Here is a 22,841-nt window from a genome sequence, read left to right as displayed (position 1 = left end):
GACCATCCATCAGGCGATGACTAGGCCACGGGCGGTGTGGCAAAGAATGTCGCGCGGTCGATGGTTCCGGCAAGACCTGCGGCAGAGGTCCAGCCCCGCTCGATGCTGGTGGCGGCCACCAGCACCACCCCGTCACGCGGCACCCCGCGCGTGGCCAAAAGCGCGCGCAACCCGTCGCGCGTTTCGCGCCATGTGGCGGTGAAACCCGGCGCGCGGCCTGTCGCCTCGAACAGCCCCGGATGGGCGGCATCAAGGATTGCGGGATCGGTGGGCGCATAGATGGCGCCAATCCGCTCAGCCTGCCCGTCTAGCGCATGCAGATGCGCCGCCACGCCGGGCGCCAGCACGGCCTGCCCTGGTCGCAGATCAAGCGCATTGCCCGAGAACAGAAAGGCCACGATATCATGGCCCGAGGTGGCGCGGATCGTGGCATAGGTCTGATAGGGCAGGCCCAGACGCTTGGCGCGCGTCACGCGCAGGCGCACTACCTCCAAGGGCAGGCTTGGCAAAAGAGCGCGGCGCGCCTTGGTCCAAGCGAGTTTGCGAAACCCAAATCCCGCCTCCAGCGTTGGGCCACCATTATGACCGATCTGCGCCGCTCCCGGCCGCTCACCCATGATGCCCGCCCCTTCTTCGTTTCAAAAATATCCCCGCCGGAGGCCAAGAGCCGCGCGCCGACAAGGGCCTGCAAGGCCCGTGGAGGCGCTTAAGCCCAGTCTTGCAACCGCGCCACGTAGCGCGCCAGCGTGTCGATCTCGAGGTTGATCCGGTCGCCCACAGCCGTGGTGCCCCAATTGGTCACAGCCTTGGTATGGGGGATCAAATTCACCCCGAATTCCACCCCGTTCACTTCGTTCACCGTCAGCGATGTGCCGTTGAGCGCGACCGAGCCCTTGGGCGCGATGAATCGCGCCAGCGCTTCGGGCGCGCGAAAGGTGATCCGGGTCGAGGCACCCTCATCATGCATCCCCACCACATCGGCCACCCCATCGACATGGCCCGACACGATATGGCCGCCCAACTCATCGCCAAGCCTGAGTGCGCGTTCAAGGTTCAGCTTGCGCCCCAGCACCCAATCGCTGATCGCGGTCTTGGACACGGTCTCGCCCGAGATATCGACCTCGAACCAATCAGGGCCAAGGGCTGTTACCGTCAGGCAAACACCGTCGCAGGCAATCGAGGCACCGATATCGATACCGCCCGTGTCATAGCCCGTGGCAATGCGCGCCTTCAGATCGCCCGCCATATGCATCGCCCTGACCTCGCCTTGATCGGTCACGATCCCTGTGAACATGGCCCCTGCCCTCCTGTTGCGACACGCATCCACAAAGCATGCAAGCCCCCCCGCATCAAGAGGCAGCACCGCCACATTTCAGGCTGATTTCTGCCGCAAGCCTGACGACAACTGTTGCTTTGACAATCGAAATCGCAGATCCACACTTTCGATAACCGGAAATACGACCTATGGCCCCCAGCCACGCCAATCGTGTCTTTTTATTCCTACAAGGTCCACATGGCCCGTTTTTCGGCCAGCTTGGGCGCATGCTGCATGCGGCGGGCGCGCGCATTTGGCGGGTGGGGTTCAACACGGGCGATGCGGTGTTCTGGCCTGATGCGGCAAGCTTCATCGCCTTTCGCGCCCCCGCCGATCAATGGCCCGCGCGCGCGGCGGAACTGCTTGATGAGAAAGGGATCACCGATCTGGTGGTTTACGGCGATACACGGCCCATCCATGCTGCGGCAATCATGGCGGCGCGCGCGCGCGGCATCACCGTGCATGTTTTCGAAGAGGGGTATCTGCGCCCCTATTGGGTGACGTATGAGCGCGGCGGGGCCAATGGCAATTCGCCGATCATGTCGCTGAGCGTGGAGGAGATGCGCCAAGCGCTGGCCGGTCTCGATCTTGAGCTGCCCGATGCGCCCGCACGCTGGGGTGATATGCGCCAGCATGTGTTTTATGGCGCGCTTTACCATTTTTTCGTGCTGGTCTGGAACCGCAGCTATGCCCATTTCCGCCCCCATCGCAGCTTGGGCGTGGCGCAGGAGTTCCGGCTTTACCTGCGCCGCTTGGCGCTGATGCCCGTGCATTGGCTGGACCGCGTGCAAGCGACATGGCGCATCAAGACCGGCGGCTTTCCCTATCATTTGGCGCTATTACAACTCGAACATGACGCGAGCTTTCGCGATCATGGCCCTTTTGGCGCAATGCAAGATTTCTTGGCGCTGCTGATCGAAGGCTTTGCCGCCGGTGCGCCCGCGCATCATCATCTCGTGCTCAAAGCCCATCCGCTCGAGGATGGGCGCACCCCGCATAGGCGCATCATCCAAAAGATCGCCACAGAGCATGGTGTGAGCGCGCGGGTGCATTATGTGCGCGGCGGCAAGCTGGCGCGGCTTTTGAACGACGCGCGCTCGGCGGTGACGGTCAATTCTACGGCGGCCCAACAAGCGCTGTGGCGCGGGCTGCCGCTCAAGGCCTTTGGACAGGCGGTCTATCTCAAGCCGGAGTTTGTCTCGACCCAACCGCTGGATGCGTTTTTCCAAAACCCCACCCGCCCCGACAGCCGCGCCTACCGCGATTACCGGCATTTCCTGTTGGAGACCTCGCAGATCAGCGGGAGCTTTTATTCCGCACGCGGACGGCGACAACTTTTGCGCCAAGTGGTTGATATGATGCTCTCGCCCGACGACCCCTATGCCGCCCTGCGCGCGGGCAGACCGGCACCACGGCAACACTTGCGACTGGTGACGTAAAGATATCTAGCGCCATCGGCTCAAAATCGCTAATGTCAGGAAAAAAGATAATCCGAGGCAGTTCAGGCAAGAGGAGCCACCCTGTGACATCGATGGCATCCCGCATCGCGCGCATCGCCGCGCTTTGCGTCATTTCGGGCGCGGTCGCGGCCTGTAGTCTATTGCCCCGTTCGGGCCCAACGAAGAACGAGATCTTCGCAGGATCGGTCCAGCGCGACGGCGATGCTTTCGTGGTCGAGGTCAACCAGCGCGTCACCACCGCCACGGCGGTCGTGCCTGCTTTGGGCTTTCCGCCCGAAATGCTGAACGCGGCCCTGTCTGATACCGATGTGATCCGCCCCGGCGACCAAATCCAGCTGATCGTCTATGAGAATGTGACCGACGGGCTTTTGGCAGGCCAAGGGGCCGCCGCCGCCGCGATCAACGAGGTGCAGGTGGATAGTTCGGGCTTTATCTTTATCCCCTATGCCGGGCGCATCCGTGCCGCTGGCAATACGCCCGAGGCATTGCGCGGCATCATCACCCGCAATCTTGATGAACAAACCCCCGACCCGCAGGTGATCGTGAACCGCACCGCTGGCGACGGGTCGACCGTGACCGTCACGGGCAGCGTGGGTGGTCAGGGCGTCTATCCGATCGAGCGGCCGACGCGCACGCTTTCGGCCATGCTGGCGGCAGCGGGCGGTATCGCCGTTGACCCCGAGATCGCGCAAGTCACGCTGATGCGTGGCAATCATCGCGGCACGATCTGGTTTCAAGATTTGTTCCGCGACCCCACGCTTGATATCGCGCTGCGCGGTGGCGACCGGATCTTGGTCGAAGAGGATGGGCGCTCGTTCACCGCATTGGGGGCCACCGGCAGCCAGACCATCGTGCCGTTTGAGAGCCAAGTCATCTCGGCCATTGAAGCGATTGCGTCCGTCGGCGGGTTGAACGCCAATCTGGCCGACCCAACAGGTGTTTTCGTCTTGCGCAACGAGGCCGAGCCGATTGCCCGCGCCGTGTTGGGCCGCGACGATCTGATCGGGGCGCAGCGCATGATCTATGTGCTGGATCTGACCGCCCCCACCGGCATGTTCGAGGCGCGCGATTTCGTGATCCGCGACGAGGATACGGTCTATGTCACCGCCGCACCGATCACCCAGTGGAACAACGCCATCAGCGCGCTGACCGGCACATTGGGTGCTGCCGGAACGGTCGGCAACGCGATTCCATAAGCCCGGTATGGGCGCGCCGGGCGAGACCGCGAACGGCGCGCCACGCAGGCGGGGTTTCTATTTTAACGCGGGGTTCCTAAGGCAGGCGCGGCTGCGCCGGATCTTGCAGCTTGCGGGCTATGATCTGCGCTTGGGCAAGCCGGGGCCGGATGATGATGTGCTGGTCTGGGGCCATTCGCCCTATGCAAGGCGCGGCGAGGGCGTGGCGCGGGCCAGCGGCGCGCATCTGGTCCGGGTGGAGGATGCGTTTTTACGCTCGCTTCACCCCGGGCGCGCGGGTGATCCCCCCTTGGGGCTGATCATCGACCGGCGCGGGATTTATTTCGACGCAAGCGCCCCCTCGGATCTCGAGGTGCTTTTGGCGACCCATCCGCTGGATGACACAGTGCTTCTTGATCGGGCGCGCGGCGCAATGGCGCGGATCGCCGCCGCTCATCTGACGAAATATGCCGCGACCGACCCCGATCTTGCGCCGCCCCCGCCGGGCTATGTGCTGCTGATCGACCAGACGCGCGGCGACGCCGCCATCCGGATGGGCGGCGCGAATACGCATAGTTTCGCCGAGATGCTTGCCCATGCGCAGGAGGATCACCCCGGCGCGCCCATCGTGATCAAGACCCATCCCGAGACGCGGGCGGGCCACCGCGCGGGCCATTTCGATACCGCCAACCTGCCCCCCGGTGTGACGCTTGAGGATCGGCCAATTTCGCCGCAACGCCTTTTTGAAGGGGCGCGCGCGGTCTATTGCGTCACCTCGCTTATGGGGTTCGAGGCGATCTTGGCGGGTCATCGCCCGGTGCTGTTCGGTGTGCCCTTCTATGCCGGATGGGGGCTGAGTGATGATCGCCGCCCAACGCCCGCGCGCCGAAATCGCCGGCTGACGCGCGCGCAACTCGCCGCCGCCGCGCTGATCCTCTACCCCAGATGGTATGACCCCTACCGCGACCGTCTAGGCCGGATCGAGGATGTTCTGGGCACGCTCGAGGCGCAGGCCCGCGCATGGCGCGAGGATCGGGGGGGGCATGTCGCGGTCGGCATGCGCGCATGGAAGCGCCGCCATTTGACGCAATTCTTCGGGCCGATGCGCTTTACTGATGATCCCGCCAAGGCGGCGGCGGATGGGCGGCCCGTCATGGTCTGGACCAGCCGCGCAACGCCCGCGCTGCGCGCGGCCTGCGACGTCGCGAAGCGTCCGCTTCACCGGGTGGAGGACGGCTTTTTGCGCTCACGCGGGTTGGGGGCGGACCTCGTGCCGCCGCTCTCGCTGGTGCGCGATGATCTGGGGATTTACTATGATCCCAGCCGCGAAAGCCGTCTTGATCGCCTGATCGCAGAGGCCGCGAAGATGGAGCCGAAGCACCTGCTGCGCGCCGAGGATCTGATCGCGCGGCTGGTGGCCTTGGGGGTGACGAAATACAACCCCGGCGGTGCCGCCCCCGACCTGCCGCTGGCAGGTGAGCGGCCCTTGATCCTTGTGCCAGGGCAGGTGGAGGATGACGCCTCGATCATCCTTGGCGCAGGCGAGGTGCGCACGAATGCGGGGCTATTGGCCCGCGCCCGCGCGCTGTTCCCCGAGGCGGTGATCCTTTACAAACCTCATCCCGATGTGGTGGCGGGGCTGCGCCAAGGCGCGGTAGCAGAAGATGTGCTGGTGGCCAGCGCCGATCACGTGCTGGCGGGGGGCGATCCCGCGATGCTGCTTGCACAGGTCGATGGGGTGGTCACGATGACCTCGGGGCTGGGGTTCGAGGCGCTCTTGCGCGGCGTGCCGGTCACTTGCCTTGGTGCGCCCTTTTACGCAGGCTGGGGGCTGACCCGCGATCTGGGGCCGATGCCCGCCCATCGCCGCGCGCGGCCCAGCCTCGCCGCGCTGGCCCATGCAGCCCTGATCACCTATCCGCGCTACCACGACCCGCTGACCGGTCTGCCCTGCCCGCCCGAAGTGGCACTCGACCGGCTGGCCGATGGCACGGGGCTGCGCGGCCGCCCGACGCTGCGCGCATTGGCCAAGCTGCAGGGGTGGTTCGCAGGCTGGGCTTGGGTTTGGCGGTGAGGGGGGGAGTGCGAGACGCCCTTGCCACAAACTAGCTTCTGCGTCGGGCCTTGTTGAAAAGTGACCAATATGGTGTATATTCGTGCGTGACCTGAGAATCAAAAAAACGCCCCACCCATGACTTGAAGAAGATACAGGAGACCTTCGACACGACCGATAATCTTGTGATAACGGGCTCTGCCAAGCGCTCTGCTTTCAAAATGGGCTATGCGTTGGAGGATGTTGTCGAAGCCGTTCAAGATCTTATGCCCGAAGACTTCGTTCACTCCAAACCCGCCCATTCCCCGGCACAGCAGGGGGTCTGGCACGACACCTACGTCATGCCTTGGGACAAGAGAAACATCTTCATCAAGTTCGCAGGCGCGACAATCGTTGACATAGCCCTCACCTCTTTCAAGGAGAGCGACAGATGACCCAGACGCGCGTTCACCCCGAGACCGGGAAACAGCTCACGCGCCAAACGCGTAAGGAGATCGTGTCTTTCGGGCCGCTGAAACGCGAGGTCGAAGTGCAGGGCTGGTATCCCGATGACGACAGCGACAGCTTACACACAGGCGCAGACCTCAAGCAGGCGAACGCGGCCTACAAGGCGTTGCGCGCGGCCTATCCCGACCATGTCAAACAGATCCGGAAGAAGCTGAGGCTGACGCAAGAAAAGGCTGGCCTGCTGATCGGTGGGGGCAAGCGCGCGTTCCAGAAATACGAGGCCGGAACACTCTTCCCCAGTGATGCGGCGATGGGGCTGCTGGAAATCCTGAACCAGCAACCCGACATGATCGGGATTCTCGAAACCATGCGCAGCCAAGGCACCCTGAACACTGACGAATGGGCGCACGACGCCCAAATGTTACCCAAGCGTGCAAGACCCAAGGCACCTGCGCAGCGCATGGGCCGAAGGGGCGTTGCGGCGTGATTGCCCCCCTACCCCATCACCACCGACAATTCCCCAATCCCCTCGATCACCACGACCACCCCCATCCCCGGTTTGACGGGGGCGGCCCCCAGCGAGGTGCCGCAGGCGATGACGTCGCCGGGGTTCAGTGTCATGTCGTGGGAGAGCAAGCTCACGATCTCGGGCGGCGACAGGATCATGTCATGGGCCGGGTAGGATTGCCGCTCACGCTCATTGACCAAAACCTGCACGGTCAGATCGCGCCAATCAAGCCCCGTGGCGATCACCGGGCCGATGACGCCAAAGCCGCCGCCCGCGCCTTTGCCGAAGGCGAGCCCCTCGCCACCGGCGGGGTGGTGCGCGCCATCACGTTGACGCGGTTGGCCGATGGCTTTCGGGCTGATCGTATTATGCCGCTGAGTGGGGGGTAGGGAAGGGTGGGAGGGCAAACCCAGCATTCAAGCTGCGTGGTGCGAGCGGCAGATGTCGGCCCTGCCCTGCCGTTGTTGATGCAAAGCGAATGACCGGTCTACACCCCCATTGCGGGCACCCCATCGTCGCGTCTGACAGATTCTGGCTTTTCAGCTTTTTCCAAAGATCCTAATGGTATCGCGTTCTCAGTTCCTCGGTCCAAGTGTTCCATAGGTTACATTTCGACAAAATCAGGAATCTAGCGACTTGCTGAACATTGTAGACCTCGTAAGGTCCGAGACGATTGGTCTCTGATGAAAATGCGTGGGCTGTCATTTTGCTACGCAAGAACTCACTAAAATTGATCGCGTCCGGCAAAGAAACCTTACGATCTCTAACATCAACCCCATTCGAATACTCCGAAAGCTGATTGAACATTTCATATACGGGTACTTCGGATTTTTCACCACGGGTTACCCAATCAATCGTTCTTTCTGGATCAATCCCAGCCTTTCGCAAACGTGCCTTGAATGGGTTCAAGACGTCCGGGTTCCAGACGAAGGTTCCTTTTCCAATCGATCTCGGCATCTCACCGCTCGCCTTCACGCCGAGATCAAGTTCTTCGATGGCCGAATATGCAAGGTTTATCGCTACAGACGTTCCCACGTGCGAGGCAAAACTGTCGGTGTGTTTTTCAAACGCCTGCCCGTAACGAGGATGCATTGACCACGGCGTTACGCACTCGGTCTCGTAGCTGGTTGCCAACTTGTGAATGGCATAGACTAGCTTCTTGTCCCGCCAAGCTTCAGCGGCGATGGCAACGGCGACTGGTAGCGTATGACGATAGGTAAACCATTGAAAGAACCCATCGCTTCGAAAAACGTTCTCAAACGTTACCTGCCGATCTGCTTCATCGTCAGAAAGCTCGAACCCGCAACTGGGCGGGTTCTCAACAAACGGGAACCCTTCAAGAATGACATTTGCCGCGCAGACCAGTTGAATAATGTTGTCAGCTTCAGTTTTGTTTGAACCCAGCTGCAGCAACCTTCCACCTTCTTGCCCTTCGCGGTGGATGCCAATATCCTTTAATGTACTGAATTGGGATAGTTTTGTCATGTCTCTTTCGAAAAAGGTATATCGCATAGATGGGTCAGGAATATCCCGGGTTGACCAGTTCGCTGCAGCGCAAATCGAGTGGATCAACTCGATTTCGTCGGGTCTAAAGACAAGAAAGCTACAAAACTCTGGCATCGGTCATCTTTCAGCAAACGAGCGTGAACGCAGTTATTCGACGCAACCTTGCAAAGCCCACTTGCTGCCATTTGTGCCATTCGTCGCGGACGCAGCCAACGTCCGCTCTCCGCCCTTCACAACGCCCCCCCGCCAAGCACCTCGCCCCCCTACCCCATCACCACCGACAACTCGCCAATCCCCTCGATCACCACGACCACCTCCATCCCCGCCTTCACAGGGGCGGCCCCCAGCGAGGTGCCGCAGGCGATGACGTCGCCGGGGTTCAGGGTCATGTCGTGGGAGAGCAAGCTCACGATCTCGGGCGGCGACAGGATCATGTCATGGGCCGGGTAGGATTGCCGCTCACGCTCATTGACCAAAACCTGCACGGTCAGATCGCGCCAATCGAGCCCCGTGGCGATCACCGGGCCGATGACGCCGAAGCCGTCAAAGCCCTTGGACCGTGTCCATTGCGGGAAGGAAGGGTCGGCAAAAAGCACGCCCAGTGAAGTGAAATCATTGACGCAGGTGTAGCCCAAGATGGCGTCTTGGGCGGCCTCGGGCGTCACCTCTTTGCAGGTCTTGCCGATGACGATGCCCAATTCGCCCTCGAACACCACGCGGCCAGCGGATGCCGGGATCGTGACCGTGGCCCCCGGCCCCGACAGCGCGCTATCGGGTTTGAGGAAGTAGAGCGGATGGGTGGGGTGCTCATTCCCGTTTTTCTCGGCGGCGGCTTTGAAATTGTTCCAAAGCCCGATGAATTTGCCCGGCACGACGGGGGGCAAGCGTGTCAGATCGGCAAGCGGGATGGGCGCGCCGATGACCTTGTCCGCGCCGAGTGCTGCGCGCGGCTCGAGCGTGTCCTTGATGATGACGCCGGTGATCGTTTCACCCGCTGGCGTGATGCCTCTGGCCCAATGCATGATCTGCCCCCCCAAAATCCGTTGGCGTCTTGTTTGTCGCGTGAGGGGCCGGGGTGCAAGCCCGATCAGCCGCGCGACCAAAGGCTAAGGACATCGCCGCCCAGCGCGCGGGTCTCGGTCAAGGCAAAGCGCGGTGCCTCGGCCAGTGCGGCGATGCCCATGGCACCGATGGCGGGCGTGCCTTCGGCACCCAAAACCATGCCCGCCGTGATCAGGGCCAGATCATCGACCAGATCGGCGCCCAAAAGACCGGCGGCCAGCATCCCGCCGCCCTCGCAAAAGACGCGCGTCAGCCCAGCCGCCCCAAGCGCGGTCATCACTGCGCCCAGATCAAGCTGGCCACCAAGGCCCGTTGTGACCGCGATCAGCCTTGCGCCTGCCGCTTCCCACGCCGTTTTCGCCGCCGCGGGCGCATCGGGGCCGTGGCAAAGCCAAACCGGAATATCGCGCGCGCTGCGCATCAGGGCGCTGTCCAATGGCAGATCAAGACGGCGCGACAGCACGATGCGGACGGGTTGATGGGTGATGCCAAGCCCGCGCACCGTCAGGCTGGGGTCATCGGCGCGCGCGGTGCCCGCGCCCACCAGCACCGCGTCATGGCAGGCGCGCATCCCATGCACCCATGCGCGCGCGCGCGGCCCCGTAATCCATTGGCTTTCGCCCGAGGCGGTGGCGATCCGCCCATCGGCGGAGGTGGCGAGTTTCAGCGTCAGCATCGGGCGACCTTGGCCGACACGGGTGAGAAAACCGCGATGGGCGCGCTGCGCCTCTTGCGTGCAGACCCCTTCGGTCACTTGGATGCCAGCATCGCGGAGCGCCGCCAGACCGCGCCCCGAGACGCGCGGATCGGGATCGCCCAAAGCCACCACCACGCGCGCCACACCGGCACGGGTCAGCGCATCGGCGCAAGGCGGGGTTTTGCCGTGGTGGGAACAGGGTTCAAGGCTGACATAGGCGGTGGCCCCGCGCGCCTGCGCGCCCGCTTGGGCCAAGGCCATGGTTTCCGCATGGGGGCGGCCGCCATCTTGGGTCCAGCCGCGCCCCAAAACGCGGCCCGCCTTGACGATCACACAGCCGACGGCAGGGTTAGGCCAGACCCGGCCCAGACCCCGCGCGCCCAAGGCGAGTGCCAACCGCATCCAGCGGTCGTCTTCGCCCATGCTCATCGCTTAGCCGTCAGTCTTGGGGCTTGGCGGGGCCAGTTCCGCGAGGAAATCCTCGAAATCATCAGTCGCCTGGAAATTTTTATAGACGCTGGCAAAGCGCACATAGGCGACGGTGTCGATGGCGGCCAAACGCTCCATCACGATCTCGCCGATCTGTTTCGACGAGATATCAGTCTCGCCCAAGCTTTCGAGACGCCGCACGATGCCCGAGACCATCTGGTCGATCCGCTCCGGCTCGATGGGGCGTTTTTGCATCGAGATGCGGACCGAGCGCTCCAGCTTGTCGCGGTCGAAATCTTCGCGGCGGCCCGAGGATTTCACCACGACCAGATCGCGCAACTGCACCCGCTCATAGGTGGTGAAACGGCCACCACAGGCCGGGCAAAACCGCCGCCGCCGGATCGCGACATGATCCTCGGCGGGGCGCGAATCTTTCACTTGGGTATCGACATTACCGCAAAATGGGCAGCGCATCGGCGTCCCCCTTTTCATCCCTCGGGCGGCCCGACCGGCCTGCCCCTGCCTCATCCTTGGGGTCTGATGCCCCTGTTATCCACAGCCACTATAGGCCAGCCTACAGGGGTTGGGTAGATGGCATTTCACGACCACAGCATGTGGGGCTTTGATGCCTCACTCAGGGGTGGGGCCAAGGGCGGCACGGCCCGTTTCGGTCACATCATAGACCCCCGCGCCAAGGGCGAGAAACCAGCCGTAATGATTATCGCGCATCATCCGGGTGGCCTGTTCAACGCCGGTTGCAGCCTTGACCGCCGCACCGCGCATGGCCCCCGCCACGGCCAGATGCCGCGCGCAGGCCAGCGCATCTTGGCGATAGGCGGTCATGCGCGCGCCTTGCATCCCGCCAAGGTTCGGATCGCCCCGCCGCCGGGCAAACTCTGACATCAAGGCTTGGCGCTTGCGCGGCGATTTGCGCGGCGCGTAAGGGCCGGGGTCGCAATGCACCACGACAAGCCCGGTCGAGAGCCGCACGGTCATCACCCCCAGCCCCAAACGCCGGGCCAGCGCCAGATTTTCGGCCAAGGCTTTTTGGAACCGCCGCCCTTGGCCCATCGGCACGGCCAGATAGACCATGTCGCTGATCGCTTGGCGGGCGATGGCCTGATGAAACAGGGTCAGCGAAAAGCCGGTTTTCAGCTCGACCAGCACCGGCGCCTCGTCACCGCGCAGCGCCATGACATCGGCAGGCCCGATCTCGGCCTTAACGGTATAGCCTGCAGCTTCGAGATAGGCCTTGATCGGTGGGTAAAGCGCAGTTTCTTGCATCATGGCCCGTTTCATGCGCGATTTGCGCCCATCTTGCCCGCTGTGGCGGCGCGGAACAAGCAAAGGGGCCGATTCCCGGCTTGACACCGCCGGGCACGCCCCGTATCCCCCCGCAAGATTTCCGGGCGAGGCCACGGCCTACGCCCTTTGACGTATCCGAGATTCGAGGAATAATGCCATGTCGCGTGTCTGCGAACTGACCGGCAAAGGCCCGATGGTTGGCAACAATGTCAGCCACGCCAACAACAAGACCCGGCGCCGTTTCTTGCCGAACCTCTCCGAGGTGACGCTGGGCTCAGAGATTCTTGATCGTAGCTTCAAGCTGCGCATCTCGAACGCTGCTTTGCGCACTGTCGATCACCGCGGTGGTCTGGACGCATTCATGGCCAAGGCCAAGGATGTGGAGCTTTCGGACAAGGCGCTGAAGATCAAAAAAGAGATCGATAAAGCCAAGGCCGCACAGGCCTGAACGCTTTTGATCGGATGAGAGATGAACGCCTCGCGGCTTGGCCTGCGGGGCGTTTGACATTTTGTCGCGTTCCCCCGGGGCGCGCGACGGGCCACATCACGCTGATGCAGCAGCTTCGCGCCATTTTGTTCTCGCTTGTCGGCTTGGCGATGATCGCCACCGGGATCGGTGCGGGCATGGCGCGCGGTGCGATGGCCGCCGATGGGCAGCTTTGCACCATCACCGCACCCGCCCCCATCGTTTTTGCCCATGACGGCCTGCCGCTGTTTGATGCCGCAGGCGCGCCTGTCACCTTGGATTGGAGCGCGTGCCTTGATTGTCTGAGCGTGGCGAGCGATCTGCCACCCGCGCTGCATGGGCCGGCGCGCAAGCTTGCGTGGTCAGGCTTGGTCTATCTTTCCGTCACGACCCATTGGTCGCCCGCGCGTGCCGCGCCCGGTGGTCAGGCAAGGGCACCGCCCTTGGCGGGCTGATCCCCCCAACCTGACACGATCCAATCCCTTTCGGACGGAGACACACCCATGTCCACCAAAACTACCCTTTTCGCGGGGCTCTTGGCCCTTTTGCCCGGCTTTGCCAGCGCCCATGTCGTGATCGAAGACGCCTATGCCCGCGTCGCCAGCGCGATGGCCCAATCCGGCGCGGTCTTCATGACCATCTATAACCACAATGATTTCCCCGAGGTACTGACCGGCGCCAGTTCCGATGTTGCCGCGCGGGTGGAGTTGCACACCCATATCATGAACGCCGAGGGCGTGATGCGCATGGTCGAGGTCGAGGGCGGCATTCCCATGGCCGCCGATGAGACCGTAATGCTGGAACGCGGCGGGCTGCATGTGATGTTGTTGGGGCTGACCCGCACGCTGGAACATGGCGATAGCTTTACCTTGACGCTGGAGTTCAAGAACTCCGATCCGATCACCATCGAGGTGCCCGTCGATCTGGAACGCATGCCCGGCCATAGCGCGGGCGGCATGCAGCATGGCCAGATGGATCACAGCGGCCATGGAAACGGCGGCTGAGCCTATATTTCCCCGCGATCCATGCCTGTCGGGCAAGGGTCGCGGGGCTTTGGCCGTGATGGCCAAGGATCGGGGCGCGATCATGCCTGCTGCGGCGCATTTCCCAATCGCGCACAGCCCCTTTCCCCACCGCGTGGGTTAAGCTATCTCCCCTGCAACCAGTTCCCTTGCAGGCCGTCCATGACCGAGCTTTCGCGCATCCGCAATTTCTCTATCGTCGCCCATATCGACCACGGCAAATCCACGCTTGCCGATCGGCTGATCCAGCTGACCGGCACCGTGGCCGAGCGTGATATGCAGGCGCAAATCCTTGACAGTATGGATATCGAGCGCGAGCGCGGCATCACCATCAAGGCCAATACCGTGCGCATCGAATACCCCGCGCGCGACGGGCATACCTATATCTTGAACCTGATCGACACCCCCGGCCATGTCGATTTCGCCTATGAGGTCAGCCGCTCGATGCAGGCGGTCGAAGGCTCACTTTTGGTGGTCGACGCCTCCCAAGGGGTCGAGGCGCAAACGCTGGCCAATGTTTATCAGGCCATCGATGCCGATCACGAGATCGTGCCGGTGCTCAACAAGATCGACCTGCCCGCGGCCGAGCCTGCCCGCGTCAAGGAACAGATCGAGGATGTGATCGGCATCGACGCCTCGAACGCCGTGGAAATATCGGCCAAGACCGGCCTTGGCATCCCCGATGTGCTGGAGGCGATTGTCACCCGCCTTCCCGCGCCGAAGGGTGATCGCGACGCACCCCTTAAGGCGATGCTGGTCGATAGCTACTATGACCCCTATCTGGGCGTGGTCGTGCTGATCCGTGTCATCGACGGCATTGTGAAAAAGGGCGACCGCATCCGCATGATGCGCACGGGCGGCAGCTATCAGATCGACCGCCTCGGCGTCTTCAAACCCGCGATGCAAGATATCGCCGAGCTTGGGCCGGGCGAGATCGGCTTTCTGACGGCCCAGATCAAGCTGGTGCGCGACACCCGCGTGGGCGACACCGTCACCCATGAAAAGCGTCAATGCGAAACACCGCTTCCGGGCTTCAAACCCTCGGTGCCGGTGGTGTTTTGCGGCCTCTTCCCTGTCGATACCAATGAGTTCGAGGATCTGCGCGACGCGATCGAAAAGCTGGCGCTGAACGACGCCTCTTTCACCTCGGAGATGGAGACATCAGCCGCCCTTGGCTTTGGTTTCCGCTGCGGCTTTTTGGGGCTGTTGCATCTTGAGGTGATCCGCGACCGGCTGGAACGCGAATATGACATCGACCTGATCACTACGGCACCCAGCGTGATCTACCATGTCCATATGCGCGACGGCACGATGGTGGAGCTGCACAACCCCGCCGATATGCCCGACCTGACCTTTGTCGATCATATCGAAGAGCCGCGCATCAAGGCCACGATCTTGGTGCCCGACGAATACCTGGGCGATGTGCTGAAGCTTTGCCAAGATCGGCGCGGCGAACAGCTTGACCTAACCTATGCCGGAAGCCGCGCGATGGTGGTCTATGATTTGCCGCTGAACGAGGTGGTGTTCGATTTCTATGACCGGCTGAAATCGGTGACCAAGGGCTATGCGAGTTTCGACTACCAGATGATCGGCTACCGCGAGGATTATCTGGTCAAGATGTCGATCCTTGTGAATGACGAGCCTGTCGATGCGCTTTCCATGATGGTGCACCGCGACCGGGCCGAGGGGCGTGGCCGCCAGCTGGTCGAAAAGCTCAAAGAGCTGATCCCGCGCCATATGTTCAAGATCCCGATCCAAGCCGCCATCGGCGGCCGCGTCATCGCGCGCGAAACGCTGTCGGCCATGCGCAAGGATGTGACCGCCAAGTGCTACGGCGGGGATGCCACCCGCAAGCGCAAGCTCTTGGACAAGCAGAAAGCGGGAAAGAAGAAGATGCGCCAGTTCGGGAAGGTGGAAATCCCGCAGTCGGCGTTTATCAATGCGTTGAAGATGGATTCGTAGGGTGGGTGAAACCCACCAAACCTGACCCCCATCAAAGGGTGCACCGAGCCCACCCCCATCCCGTAGGATGGGTAAAACACACCGTTCCCTGCGGTCAACGGCGCAAATGCTTGGAGTGCAACCCCACCCCAAGCGATATGGATGCCTCACGAGTTGGCGATAAATTCTCGACGCGTTTCAATTTCCATTGGTCCTGCCCTTCACAAACAACCCAACAGCACCAAGAGCGGCAGCCCCCAGGAATAGCCCTGAACTATTTCGCTTTCCAATATCAATGCGCTGATGAGCGCACTAACCACAAGTAACGTGAAGGCCCCGGCACCTAGCCACATGCCTAAATCCCGATCAGATTTTTCGGCATTCAAAACCCGCCGATCCATATCTTCGTGGTGCTTTTGGCGACTTTCTGCCATGGCAATGATGCGTTCCGCGGCACCTGGGCTGGTCTCTTCATAGCCGCGTAAGTGCCGTGGGTGCGGCAAGGGGCCAGAAAACTTTCGCTGATCATCAAACGGGTCAACCGCTCTACGATGACCTCACGTTGCTTTTGCGGGACGTTACTCCCAATCATGCGGTCAATTTCGATCGCCAAATCGTCAGTTTGGCCTTGCTCAGTGGGTAACTGATCTGACTTTTGGCGCTTATTGGCTTCGTCAACTAGTACACCCTCAGCCGTCATGGCTGCATGAAGATCATTACCAACTTCTTGCCAAGCAATCGCTAAGCCATCGTAGTGACGATATGCATAACGATGGCGCCGGCCCAAAAACAAAACGAATGGAGATGCGAAACCATCCGCAAACCCAGTTCTAAGCCCTCTTTTCCAGCTCCAACTTTTCACGCGCCTCCAGATTGCCTATCAGAATTACATAGATCAGGGTGACATACAAGATTGACAAGGTGGCAGCATACTCACTCAACGTAAATCATTAGTGAACAATAGCTGGTGCAAATTGAGGTTCCACCCCACACCACCCCCATGACCCGCGCATGCGCGTGGGTTTCACCCACCCTACCCCTCACCCGCCCCCCGCACAGCCTCGGGATGCTCCGCCAGAAACCCGCGCAGGAGCGCGAAGAGCCGTCGCGCCTCGGCCACATCATCGGCATGCAGCGCCGCGCGGATATCTTCGCATAGCATCTGGTTGAGTGCCTGCGGCCCACCATGCTGGTGCATCAGCCGCTCGATCTCGGCTACGGCGGCTTCTTCGGTGATGTGTTCATGGGCGGCCACCTGCGCGATCTCGGCCCGCGTCAGGCAGCACATATCCTCCATATCCTCGAGCGAGATCATCTGCTCCCCCCTTGGTTGCGTGTCCGCCAGCCTTGCACGGGCGCGGTGCGGACGGGTTGATGCGGCGCAAAAGGGGGGGATTCGCGGTCAGTGCGGGCGGCATCCGGGGATTTTCGCGGCAAAAACCCCTTTGCAGACGCAGAAAAACGTCATGAAATCGTTACATCAAGCAGCACCCGGCAAACCGCTGATCAAAGGCCCGAAATCGCCCTACACTCACCGGAATTCCACCATTCCCTCCACAGGAAATTTTTATGCTGCACTGCTTCATGCTTGCGCGATGAGGGGGTGTTTGAGACCATTTGATCACCGCCAAGGGCAACCGAAGCGGGGCGCGACAGGCCCGGAGGCCAAAGGCGAAACGCAGCAAGGACTCGTGCTTTGCAGGCGATGCTGGAATGCCGGACGGACTGGGGTAGATCGGGGTAAATGATCTTTGGATCAAGGACTTGGGTCTGCTACCGGACGGGAAGGACAGGTGGCGCGCTGGATTGGCCAGCCCTTTGGGGATGGGCAATACGGTGGCCCGGTCGGGCGGTCTTGGACCGCTAGATCGGGAAGGTAGACGGGGTCTTGCGACCACGGGTACCGGGATCGATTGGTCGCAAGATCGGTCGGTTATCATAGGGCAAAACACCCCTCGGGGTGTTGGTCCGAAAGAAGGCGTCAGGCAATGCGAAGACCGCGTCTAAGCACCTGACGTCTTCATCTATTGCACCATGCTGCATCGCAGAAATATGAAAGGCGGAGCCGGCCCAAAGCCAACCCCGCCCCTGCAATGCGACCGCGTCGTACGCACCTGTGATGTTGCGTTTAGGGGCCGACCCTGCGTTGCGCAACCATATCTCGGCCTATGCGCCATATCGGGGCAGGATCCTTGCAAAGCCGCAACATGTGGTATGTGCCCTTTAATCTCGAAACCGACGCACCGGCGTGGTAGGCTCGCAAGCGTATCAATCAAAGCGAGATCGCCATGCCACAGCCACAGCCGCAGGGATATAGCCGCCAACAGATCATCTTGCATTGGGTGGTCGCGCTCTTGGTCGTGCTGCAATTCGTGCTGCATGAGGGGATCGCGGATGCCTATGATGTCGCAAAAGACACAGGCGTCTATGCCATGTCCGCCCCGGTGATCGGCCATATCATTGGCGGCGCGCTGATCTTGCTTTTGGCCTGTTGGCGGCTGATCTTGCGCAATGATCGCGGCACCCCGCCCGCACCCGAGGGCGAGCCCGAAGTGTTCCGCAAGGCAGGCCATGCCGCGCATCTGGCGCTTTACGGGCTGCTCATCGCATTGCCCGTGACCGGTGCCTTGGCATGGGGCGGCCAGATGGAGGCCGCAGGTGAGGCGCATGAGGTTCTGAAAACGCTTCTGATGCTGCTTGTGCTGGCCCATATCGGCGCGGTCGTCTTGCATCAACTTGTTTGGAAGACGGGTATCCTCAAACGAATGATGCGGGCGCAGGATTAAGCGTTGAAATAGGCCGCGATTGTCGCTTCGAATTCGCGCGGGCGGTCGGCATGGAGCCAATGTCCCGCGCCGGGGATCTTGGCAAAGCGCGCGTTGGGAAACAGCGATTTGATCGTGGGGCGATGTTCGGGCTGCACATAATCGGACAGCGCCCCAGACAAGAACAGGGTCGGGCCGGGAAATGTGTCGCCAAGCCTAGGCCAGCCCAAGATCGCGGGCATGAAGCGTTCCAAGGCATCAAGGTTCAACCGCCAGCACCGCCCCTTTACATCCAGCGATTGCAGCAAAAAGGCGCGCACCCCATCGGTTGAGACCGATTGGGCAAGTTGCAGATCGGCGTCGCGGCGTGTCTCGATCACCGATAAATCGACCGCGCGCATCGCGTCGATCAGATGCATTTGGGTGTGCCCATATGCGACAGGCGCGATATCGGCCACGATGAGACGTCGCACAAGGGTGGGGTGCGTTAAAGCGAGCGCCATTGCCGCCTTGCCGCCCATCGAATGGCCCAACACATCGGCCTGCCCACCATGGGCGGCAATCACCTCGGCCAGATCCTCTGCCAAATCGGGGTAGGTATGGCTGTCGGCCCAAGGGCTGTCGCCATGGTTGCGCATATCGACCGTCAGAACACGGCGATCTTCGGACAGGCGGCGCGCGATCACGCCCCAGTTGCGCGCCGAGCCGAACAGGCCATGCGCGATCAAGATGGGCGGGCGGGTGTGATCGGCACCCATGGTCACGGTCTGGAGCATGCACCAAGACTAGGCGAAAGCGCGTGGCAAAAGCCAGCCCCGCCGTGGCGGGGCCGGGTCCGTTCTCAATGCGCGGGCTTGATGAAGGTGCCGTTGCGCAGGTCGCGCATGGCTTGCTGCAATTCTTCTTGGGTGTTCATCACGATGGGGCCGTGCCATGCGACGGGTTCCTCGATCGGGGCGCCCGAGATCAGCAGGAAGCGCACGCCATTGGGGCCAGCTTGCACCGTCACCTCGTCGCCCGTGCCAAAGCGCACCAAGGTGCGGTCCCCCGACATGTCGCGGATATTCAGCTCTTGGCCCATCACCTCTTTTTCGAGCAGCACACCTTGCGGCCGTGACGCATCGGCAAAGGCTGCCTGACCCTCGAAGATATAAGCAAAGGCACGGCGGTAGGTGTCGATCCGAAAGGTTTTCTTCACCCCCGCAGGCATGGAGATATCGAGGTATTGCGGATCGGCGGCAATGCCATCGACCGGGCCGCGCTTGCCCCAGAATTCGCCTGTAATGACCCGCACATGGGTGCCGTCATCATCGGTCAGCTCGGGGATTTCGGCCCCTTGGATATCTTGGTAGCGCGGCGCGGTCATTTTCTGGCTACCGGGCAGGTTGCCCCAAAGCTGGAAGCCATGCATCTGGCCGCGCGCGTTGCCCAAGGGCATTTCCTGATGCAAGATGCCCGATCCGGCGGTCATCCATTGCACCGACCCCGGCCCAAGGCGGCCGCGATTGCCAAGGCTGTCGGCATGCTCGACCGTGCCCGCCAGCACATAGGTGATCGTCTCGATCCCGCGATGTGGGTGCCAGGGGAAGCCGTCGCGATAAAACATCGGGTCATCATTGCGGAAATCGTCGAACAGCAAAAACGGGTCCAACTCGGTCGGGTCTTGGAACCCGAAGGCGCGGTGCAGATGGACGCCTGCCCCCTCCATCGTGGGTTTGGCGCGGCGGGTTTCCAGAATGGGGCGGATCGACATGGTCGTAGCACTCCTTTGTGTCTTGGCCTGTGATGTAGCGGTCGCGGGCCACGCGGCAAAGGGGGATGCGCACACTGTGACTGTGCAATGATGCGCAAGTCTCGCCAAATCATCCGCGACGGGGTATGGGGCGCGCAAGCAATAGGCGAGACACAATGCCCAAACGCAAAACCCCCGACCCCAACGAGGTGCTGGCCACCATCGACCCGCATCCGGTGCGCCGCGTGTTCACGACCGGCGTGGTGGGCATGTTGGGCTTTATGCTGGTCTATATTGCCGCCGCAACGCCACCTGCGGATTTCGGCTGGCTGGCCTTTCTGGTGATCCTTGGGCTTGGGTCGCTTTACCTATCGTGGCGGGTCTGGGTGGCGACGGCGGTCGCGGTGGAATTGACGCGCACCGAACTGCGCGAAGTGGGCGGGCGCGTGCTTTTCGCCTTGGACGAGGTCGAGAGCGTCGACCGCTCAATCTTTGCGTTCAAGCCAGCGGGCGGGTTCTTGGTGCGGCTCAAGGCCCCAACCACACGCGGGCGCGTCTATGCGCCAGCGCTATGGTGGCGGGCGGGTCGGCGCGTCGCGGTCGGTGGGGCCACGGCCCCCAGCCAAGCCAAGCCTGTGGCCGACCTGATCAAGATCATCGTGGCCGAGATGAACGGCGAGATGCCCAAGCGGCCAAGCTGAGGTCTAGATCCCCTTGGCCTGATACGCCTTGGCCACGCGGCCGATGGAGACGAGGAAGCCCGCGGTGCGCAGATCGTGGACACCGTCGCGTTCCCACCAGACCTGCCGCATGGATTGGTAGGCCGCGCGCATCGTGTCGTCGAGCCCTGAGCGGACCAGTTCCAGCTCACCCGCGCCGCGCAGGTATTTCTCTTTGAAGCCCGGCGAAAGTGTCCAGTTGATCGAGCTGTCGCGGCTGATGCGCTCAAGCTCATCGACCAAAAGCTGGTGGCGCGATTCCTCTTGGCGGCGCTGCATCCGGCCAAAGCGGATATGGGACAGGTTCTTGACCCATTCGAAATAGCTGACCGTGACACCGCCCGCATTGGCGTAGAGGTCGGGGATGATCACCGTGCCCTTATTGCGCAAGATCTCATCGGCGCCTGCGGTCACCGGGCCATTGGCCGCCTCGATGATCAGGGGCGCCTTGATCGCGGCGGCATTGTGGAGGTTGATCACCCCCTCCATCGCGGCGGGGATGAGGATGTCGCATTCCGCCTCGAGCAGGCGCGCGCCCTCGGCGTGATAGGTGCCTAGCGGGCAATCCTTGACCCCGCCATGGGCCACGATCCAGTCGCGCAGCGCCGCGATATCAAGGCCGTTCTCATTCACCACCGCGCCATCATGTTCGATCACATGGGTGATCTTGCAGCCATCCTCGGTGCTGAGAAACAGGGCCGCGTGATAGCCCACATTGCCCAAGCCCTGCACCACCACGCGCTTGCCCTCGAGCGTGCCCGAAAGGCCCGCTTTGGCCGCATCCTCGGGATAGCGGAAGAACTCGCGAAGCGCGTATTGCACGCCCCGCCCCGTCGCCTCGACCCGGCCTTGGATGCCGCCCGCGTGAATGGGTTTGCCGGTGACACAGGCGCGCGCGTTGATATCGGTGGTGTGCATGCGCGCATATTGATCGGCGATAATCGCCATTTCACGCGGGCCGGTGCCCATATCGGGGGCTGGCACGTTCTGGGCGGGGTTGATCAGGTCGCGCTTGATCAACTCATAGGCAAAGCGGCGGGTGATCTTTTCCAGTTCTTCTTCGCTGTATTCGCGGGGATCGATGCAAAGCCCCCCCTTCGAGCCGCCAAAAGGTGCCTCAACCAGCGCGCATTTATAGGTCATCAGCGCGGCCAGCGCCTCCACCTCGTCTTGGTTGACGGCCAGCGCGTAGCGGATGCCGCCCTTGACGGGTTCCATATGTTCGGAATGGACCGAGCGATAGCCGGTAAAGGTGCGGATTTCGCCCCTAAGCCGCACACCGAAGCGCACGATATAGGTCGCGTTGCAGACCCGGATCTTTTCGGCCAGCCCCGGCGGCAAATCCATCAGCGCGGCGGCGCGGTTGAACATCAAATCGACCGATTGGCGAAAACTCGGCTCGCCTGCTTGCGTCTGCATCACAAAATCCCCCTGCACGCGGCACCCGGCCCATGGGTGCGGCACCGCTGCGGCCAGCAAGCCATAGGCCGCCCTGCAACTCAACCCTTGAGTGAGGGGGTCGTCAAATTGTCATGTAATGGCCCGATTGGGACATATTTTTGCCCCGCTCGCCGGGCATCGAGGCGCATGGCCCCGTTCACCTCTTGCCGGGGCCAGCGTTGAGAGGAGAAAGACCTTGCGCCCATGCGAAGCAGAACGCCTCGTCCCGAAAGCAGCCCTAAGGGCTACGCATGGCATTGCCCAACGGTTCATGCGACGCGAAGATGGCACCATTACCGTGTTCGCAATGGCGGTTTTTGTCTTGATGGTCGGGGTGGGCGGTATTGCCGTCGATTTGATGCGCTTCGAGGCGCAGCGGTCGCAGCTGCAATCTACACTGGATCGCGCGGTTCTGGCGGCCGCCTCGCTCAACCAGCAGCGCGATGCCGAAGGGGTTGTGCGCAACTACTTTGAAACCGCGGGCTTTGAGAATTATCGCTTGAGTGTTGATGTCGAGCGCAACATCAATTTCCGCCGCGTCGCCGTCGAGGCCGAGGTCGATGTTCAAACGCTTTTCATGAAGCTTTTTGGCCAAAGGGTGTTGACGTCTTTTGCGAGCGGTGCCGCTGAAGAGCGCATTCCAAAGGTTGAGGTCTCGCTCGTTCTCGATATCTCTGGATCAATGATGTTTCTTGATCGCATGACCAACCTCAAACCAGCAGCGCGCGAATTCGTGACGAGTATTCTAGAAGCGAACGATGGTTGTGTCTCAAAAGTGGTGGAAATTCTCTGGCGCCAT

General features: G+C 61.9%; 26 protein-coding genes and 1 pseudogene. 13 read left to right on the top strand and 14 right to left on the bottom strand.

Annotation, left to right across the window (positions count from 1 at the left end):
* Positions 1–20: 20 nt before the first annotated feature.
* Entirely contained in the window at positions 21–617 is a 597-nt protein-coding gene (locus KG698_RS11760) for a hypothetical protein (protein ID WP_213685774.1), read from the bottom strand.
* 89 nt (positions 618–706) lie between these two features.
* A complete protein-coding gene (locus tag KG698_RS11755; protein ID WP_213685773.1) occupies positions 707–1,294 on the bottom strand; it encodes a riboflavin synthase in 588 nt (195 codons plus the stop codon).
* A 170-nt stretch (positions 1,295–1,464) separates the two neighbouring features.
* Here KG698_RS11755 and KG698_RS11750 point away from each other — a divergent pair, with 170 nt between their 5' ends.
* The 5 genes and pseudogenes from KG698_RS11750 to KG698_RS11730 all read left to right on the top strand — a co-directional run bounded on the left by KG698_RS11750 (position 1,465) and on the right by KG698_RS11730 (position 6,937).
* On the top strand, positions 1,465–2,754 hold the full coding sequence (locus KG698_RS11750; RefSeq protein ID WP_213685772.1) for a capsule biosynthesis protein CapA: 1,290 nt from the start codon (positions 1,465–1,467) through the stop codon (positions 2,752–2,754).
* A 92-nt stretch (positions 2,755–2,846) separates the two neighbouring features.
* The gene (locus KG698_RS11745; RefSeq protein ID WP_213685834.1) at positions 2,847–3,971 is read left to right on the top strand and encodes a polysaccharide biosynthesis/export family protein; all 1,125 of its coding nucleotides are present in this window, start codon (positions 2,847–2,849) and stop codon (positions 3,969–3,971) included.
* 7 nt (positions 3,972–3,978) lie between these two features.
* Positions 3,979–6,024, top strand: a complete 2,046-nt coding sequence (locus KG698_RS11740; protein ID WP_213685771.1) for a capsular polysaccharide biosynthesis protein — start codon at positions 3,979–3,981, stop codon at positions 6,022–6,024.
* Positions 6,025–6,143: 119 nt separating this feature from the next.
* Positions 6,144–6,437: pseudogene (locus KG698_RS11735) on the top strand (type II toxin-antitoxin system MqsR family toxin); the annotation flags it as partial.
* Positions 6,434–6,937: a type II TA system antitoxin MqsA family protein gene (locus KG698_RS11730; protein ID WP_213685769.1), complete on the top strand. Its 504-nt coding sequence runs from the start codon at positions 6,434–6,436 to the stop codon at positions 6,935–6,937. The pseudogene KG698_RS11735 and the gene KG698_RS11730, both read left to right, overlap by 4 nt.
* Before the next feature lie 8 nt (positions 6,938–6,945).
* On the opposite strand, the gene KG698_RS11725 is transcribed toward KG698_RS11730, so the two are convergent.
* From KG698_RS11725 to KG698_RS11700, 6 genes are all read right to left on the bottom strand, one after another.
* On the bottom strand, positions 6,946–7,374 hold the full coding sequence (locus KG698_RS11725; protein ID WP_213685768.1) for a fumarylacetoacetate hydrolase family protein: 429 nt from the start codon (positions 7,372–7,374) through the stop codon (positions 6,946–6,948).
* A 142-nt stretch (positions 7,375–7,516) separates the two neighbouring features.
* Positions 7,517–8,443 carry a hypothetical protein gene (locus KG698_RS11720; protein WP_213685767.1) on the bottom strand — a complete coding sequence of 309 codons (927 nt, stop codon included), beginning with the start codon at positions 8,441–8,443 and terminating at the stop codon, positions 7,517–7,519.
* 284 nt (positions 8,444–8,727) lie between these two features.
* On the bottom strand, positions 8,728–9,486 hold the full coding sequence (locus KG698_RS11715; protein ID WP_213685766.1) for a fumarylacetoacetate hydrolase family protein: 759 nt from the start codon (positions 9,484–9,486) through the stop codon (positions 8,728–8,730).
* A 65-nt stretch (positions 9,487–9,551) separates the two neighbouring features.
* The gene (ribD, locus tag KG698_RS11710; RefSeq protein ID WP_213685765.1) at positions 9,552–10,652 is read right to left on the bottom strand and encodes a bifunctional diaminohydroxyphosphoribosylaminopyrimidine deaminase/5-amino-6-(5-phosphoribosylamino)uracil reductase RibD; all 1,101 of its coding nucleotides are present in this window, start codon (positions 10,650–10,652) and stop codon (positions 9,552–9,554) included.
* Between the two features lie 3 nt (positions 10,653–10,655).
* The gene (nrdR, locus tag KG698_RS11705; protein ID WP_213685764.1) at positions 10,656–11,126 is read right to left on the bottom strand and encodes a transcriptional regulator NrdR; all 471 of its coding nucleotides are present in this window, start codon (positions 11,124–11,126) and stop codon (positions 10,656–10,658) included.
* Between the two features lie 156 nt (positions 11,127–11,282).
* A complete protein-coding gene (locus KG698_RS11700) occupies positions 11,283–11,936 on the bottom strand; it encodes a DUF2161 domain-containing phosphodiesterase (RefSeq protein WP_213685833.1) in 654 nt (217 codons plus the stop codon).
* A 178-nt stretch (positions 11,937–12,114) separates the two neighbouring features.
* On the opposite strand from KG698_RS11700, the gene rpmB reads away from it, so the two are divergent.
* The 5 genes from rpmB (at position 12,115) to lepA (ending at position 15,407) form a co-directional block, all read left to right on the top strand.
* Positions 12,115–12,405, top strand: coding sequence for a 50S ribosomal protein L28 (gene rpmB, locus KG698_RS11695; RefSeq protein WP_213685763.1), 291 nt, complete (start codon positions 12,115–12,117; stop codon positions 12,403–12,405).
* A gap of 104 nt (positions 12,406–12,509) precedes the next feature.
* A complete protein-coding gene (locus KG698_RS11690; protein WP_213685762.1) occupies positions 12,510–12,878 on the top strand; it encodes a hypothetical protein in 369 nt (122 codons plus the stop codon).
* A 48-nt stretch (positions 12,879–12,926) separates the two neighbouring features.
* Positions 12,927–13,427: a copper chaperone PCu(A)C gene (locus KG698_RS11685; protein WP_213685761.1), complete on the top strand. Its 501-nt coding sequence runs from the start codon at positions 12,927–12,929 to the stop codon at positions 13,425–13,427.
* Positions 13,411–13,569 carry a hypothetical protein gene (locus KG698_RS11680; protein WP_213685760.1) on the top strand — a complete coding sequence of 53 codons (159 nt, stop codon included), beginning with the start codon at positions 13,411–13,413 and terminating at the stop codon, positions 13,567–13,569. Before KG698_RS11685 ends, KG698_RS11680 begins: the two co-directional genes overlap by 17 nt.
* A gap of 38 nt (positions 13,570–13,607) precedes the next feature.
* Positions 13,608–15,407 (top strand): translation elongation factor 4, encoded by a 1,800-nt coding sequence (lepA, locus tag KG698_RS11675; RefSeq protein ID WP_213685759.1) that lies wholly within the window; start codon positions 13,608–13,610, stop codon positions 15,405–15,407.
* 200 nt (positions 15,408–15,607) lie between these two features.
* Here the strand turns inward: lepA and KG698_RS15855 are convergent, their stop codons facing one another.
* From KG698_RS15855 to KG698_RS11665, 3 genes are all read right to left on the bottom strand, one after another.
* A complete protein-coding gene (locus KG698_RS15855) occupies positions 15,608–15,826 on the bottom strand; it encodes a hypothetical protein (protein ID WP_367114090.1) in 219 nt (72 codons plus the stop codon).
* Entirely contained in the window at positions 15,769–16,248 is a 480-nt protein-coding gene (locus tag KG698_RS15600; RefSeq protein WP_300983734.1) for a hypothetical protein, read from the bottom strand. Before KG698_RS15600 ends, KG698_RS15855 begins: the two co-directional genes overlap by 58 nt.
* Positions 16,249–16,419: 171 nt before the next feature.
* Entirely contained in the window at positions 16,420–16,701 is a 282-nt protein-coding gene (locus tag KG698_RS11665; protein WP_213685757.1) for a hypothetical protein, read from the bottom strand.
* Positions 16,702–17,674: 973 nt separating this feature from the next.
* Between KG698_RS11665 and KG698_RS11660 the strand changes: the two genes are divergently transcribed.
* The gene (locus KG698_RS11660; RefSeq protein WP_213685756.1) at positions 17,675–18,172 is read left to right on the top strand and encodes a cytochrome b/b6 domain-containing protein; all 498 of its coding nucleotides are present in this window, start codon (positions 17,675–17,677) and stop codon (positions 18,170–18,172) included.
* Here the strand turns inward: KG698_RS11660 and KG698_RS11655 are convergent.
* Positions 18,169–18,927 carry an alpha/beta fold hydrolase gene (locus tag KG698_RS11655; RefSeq protein ID WP_213685755.1) on the bottom strand — a complete coding sequence of 253 codons (759 nt, stop codon included), beginning with the start codon at positions 18,925–18,927 and terminating at the stop codon, positions 18,169–18,171. The genes KG698_RS11660 and KG698_RS11655 overlap by 4 nt on opposite strands.
* 65 nt (positions 18,928–18,992) lie before the next feature.
* A complete protein-coding gene (locus KG698_RS11650; RefSeq protein ID WP_213685754.1) occupies positions 18,993–19,904 on the bottom strand; it encodes a pirin family protein in 912 nt (303 codons plus the stop codon).
* Between the two features lie 155 nt (positions 19,905–20,059).
* On the opposite strand from KG698_RS11650, the gene KG698_RS11645 reads away from it, so the two are divergent.
* Positions 20,060–20,584, top strand: coding sequence for a hypothetical protein (locus KG698_RS11645; protein ID WP_213685753.1), 525 nt, complete (start codon positions 20,060–20,062; stop codon positions 20,582–20,584).
* A gap of 3 nt (positions 20,585–20,587) precedes the next feature.
* Here the strand turns inward: KG698_RS11645 and KG698_RS11640 are convergent, their stop codons facing one another.
* A complete protein-coding gene (locus KG698_RS11640; protein ID WP_213685752.1) occupies positions 20,588–22,021 on the bottom strand; it encodes a Glu/Leu/Phe/Val dehydrogenase in 1,434 nt (477 codons plus the stop codon).
* Positions 22,022–22,238: 217 nt separating this feature from the next.
* Between KG698_RS11640 and KG698_RS11635 the strand changes: the two genes are divergently transcribed.
* Positions 22,239–22,841: TadE/TadG family type IV pilus assembly protein (locus KG698_RS11635; protein ID WP_213685751.1), on the top strand; the 603-nt coding region annotated here is incomplete at its 3' end.

Origin of the sequence: Roseicyclus sp., from assembly GCF_018402035.1 — a bacterium.
GTDB lineage: Bacteria > Pseudomonadota > Alphaproteobacteria > Rhodobacterales > Rhodobacteraceae > Roseicyclus.
Note: the sequence above shows the minus strand (reverse complement) of the source record. Positions and strands in the feature narration are given on the sequence as shown.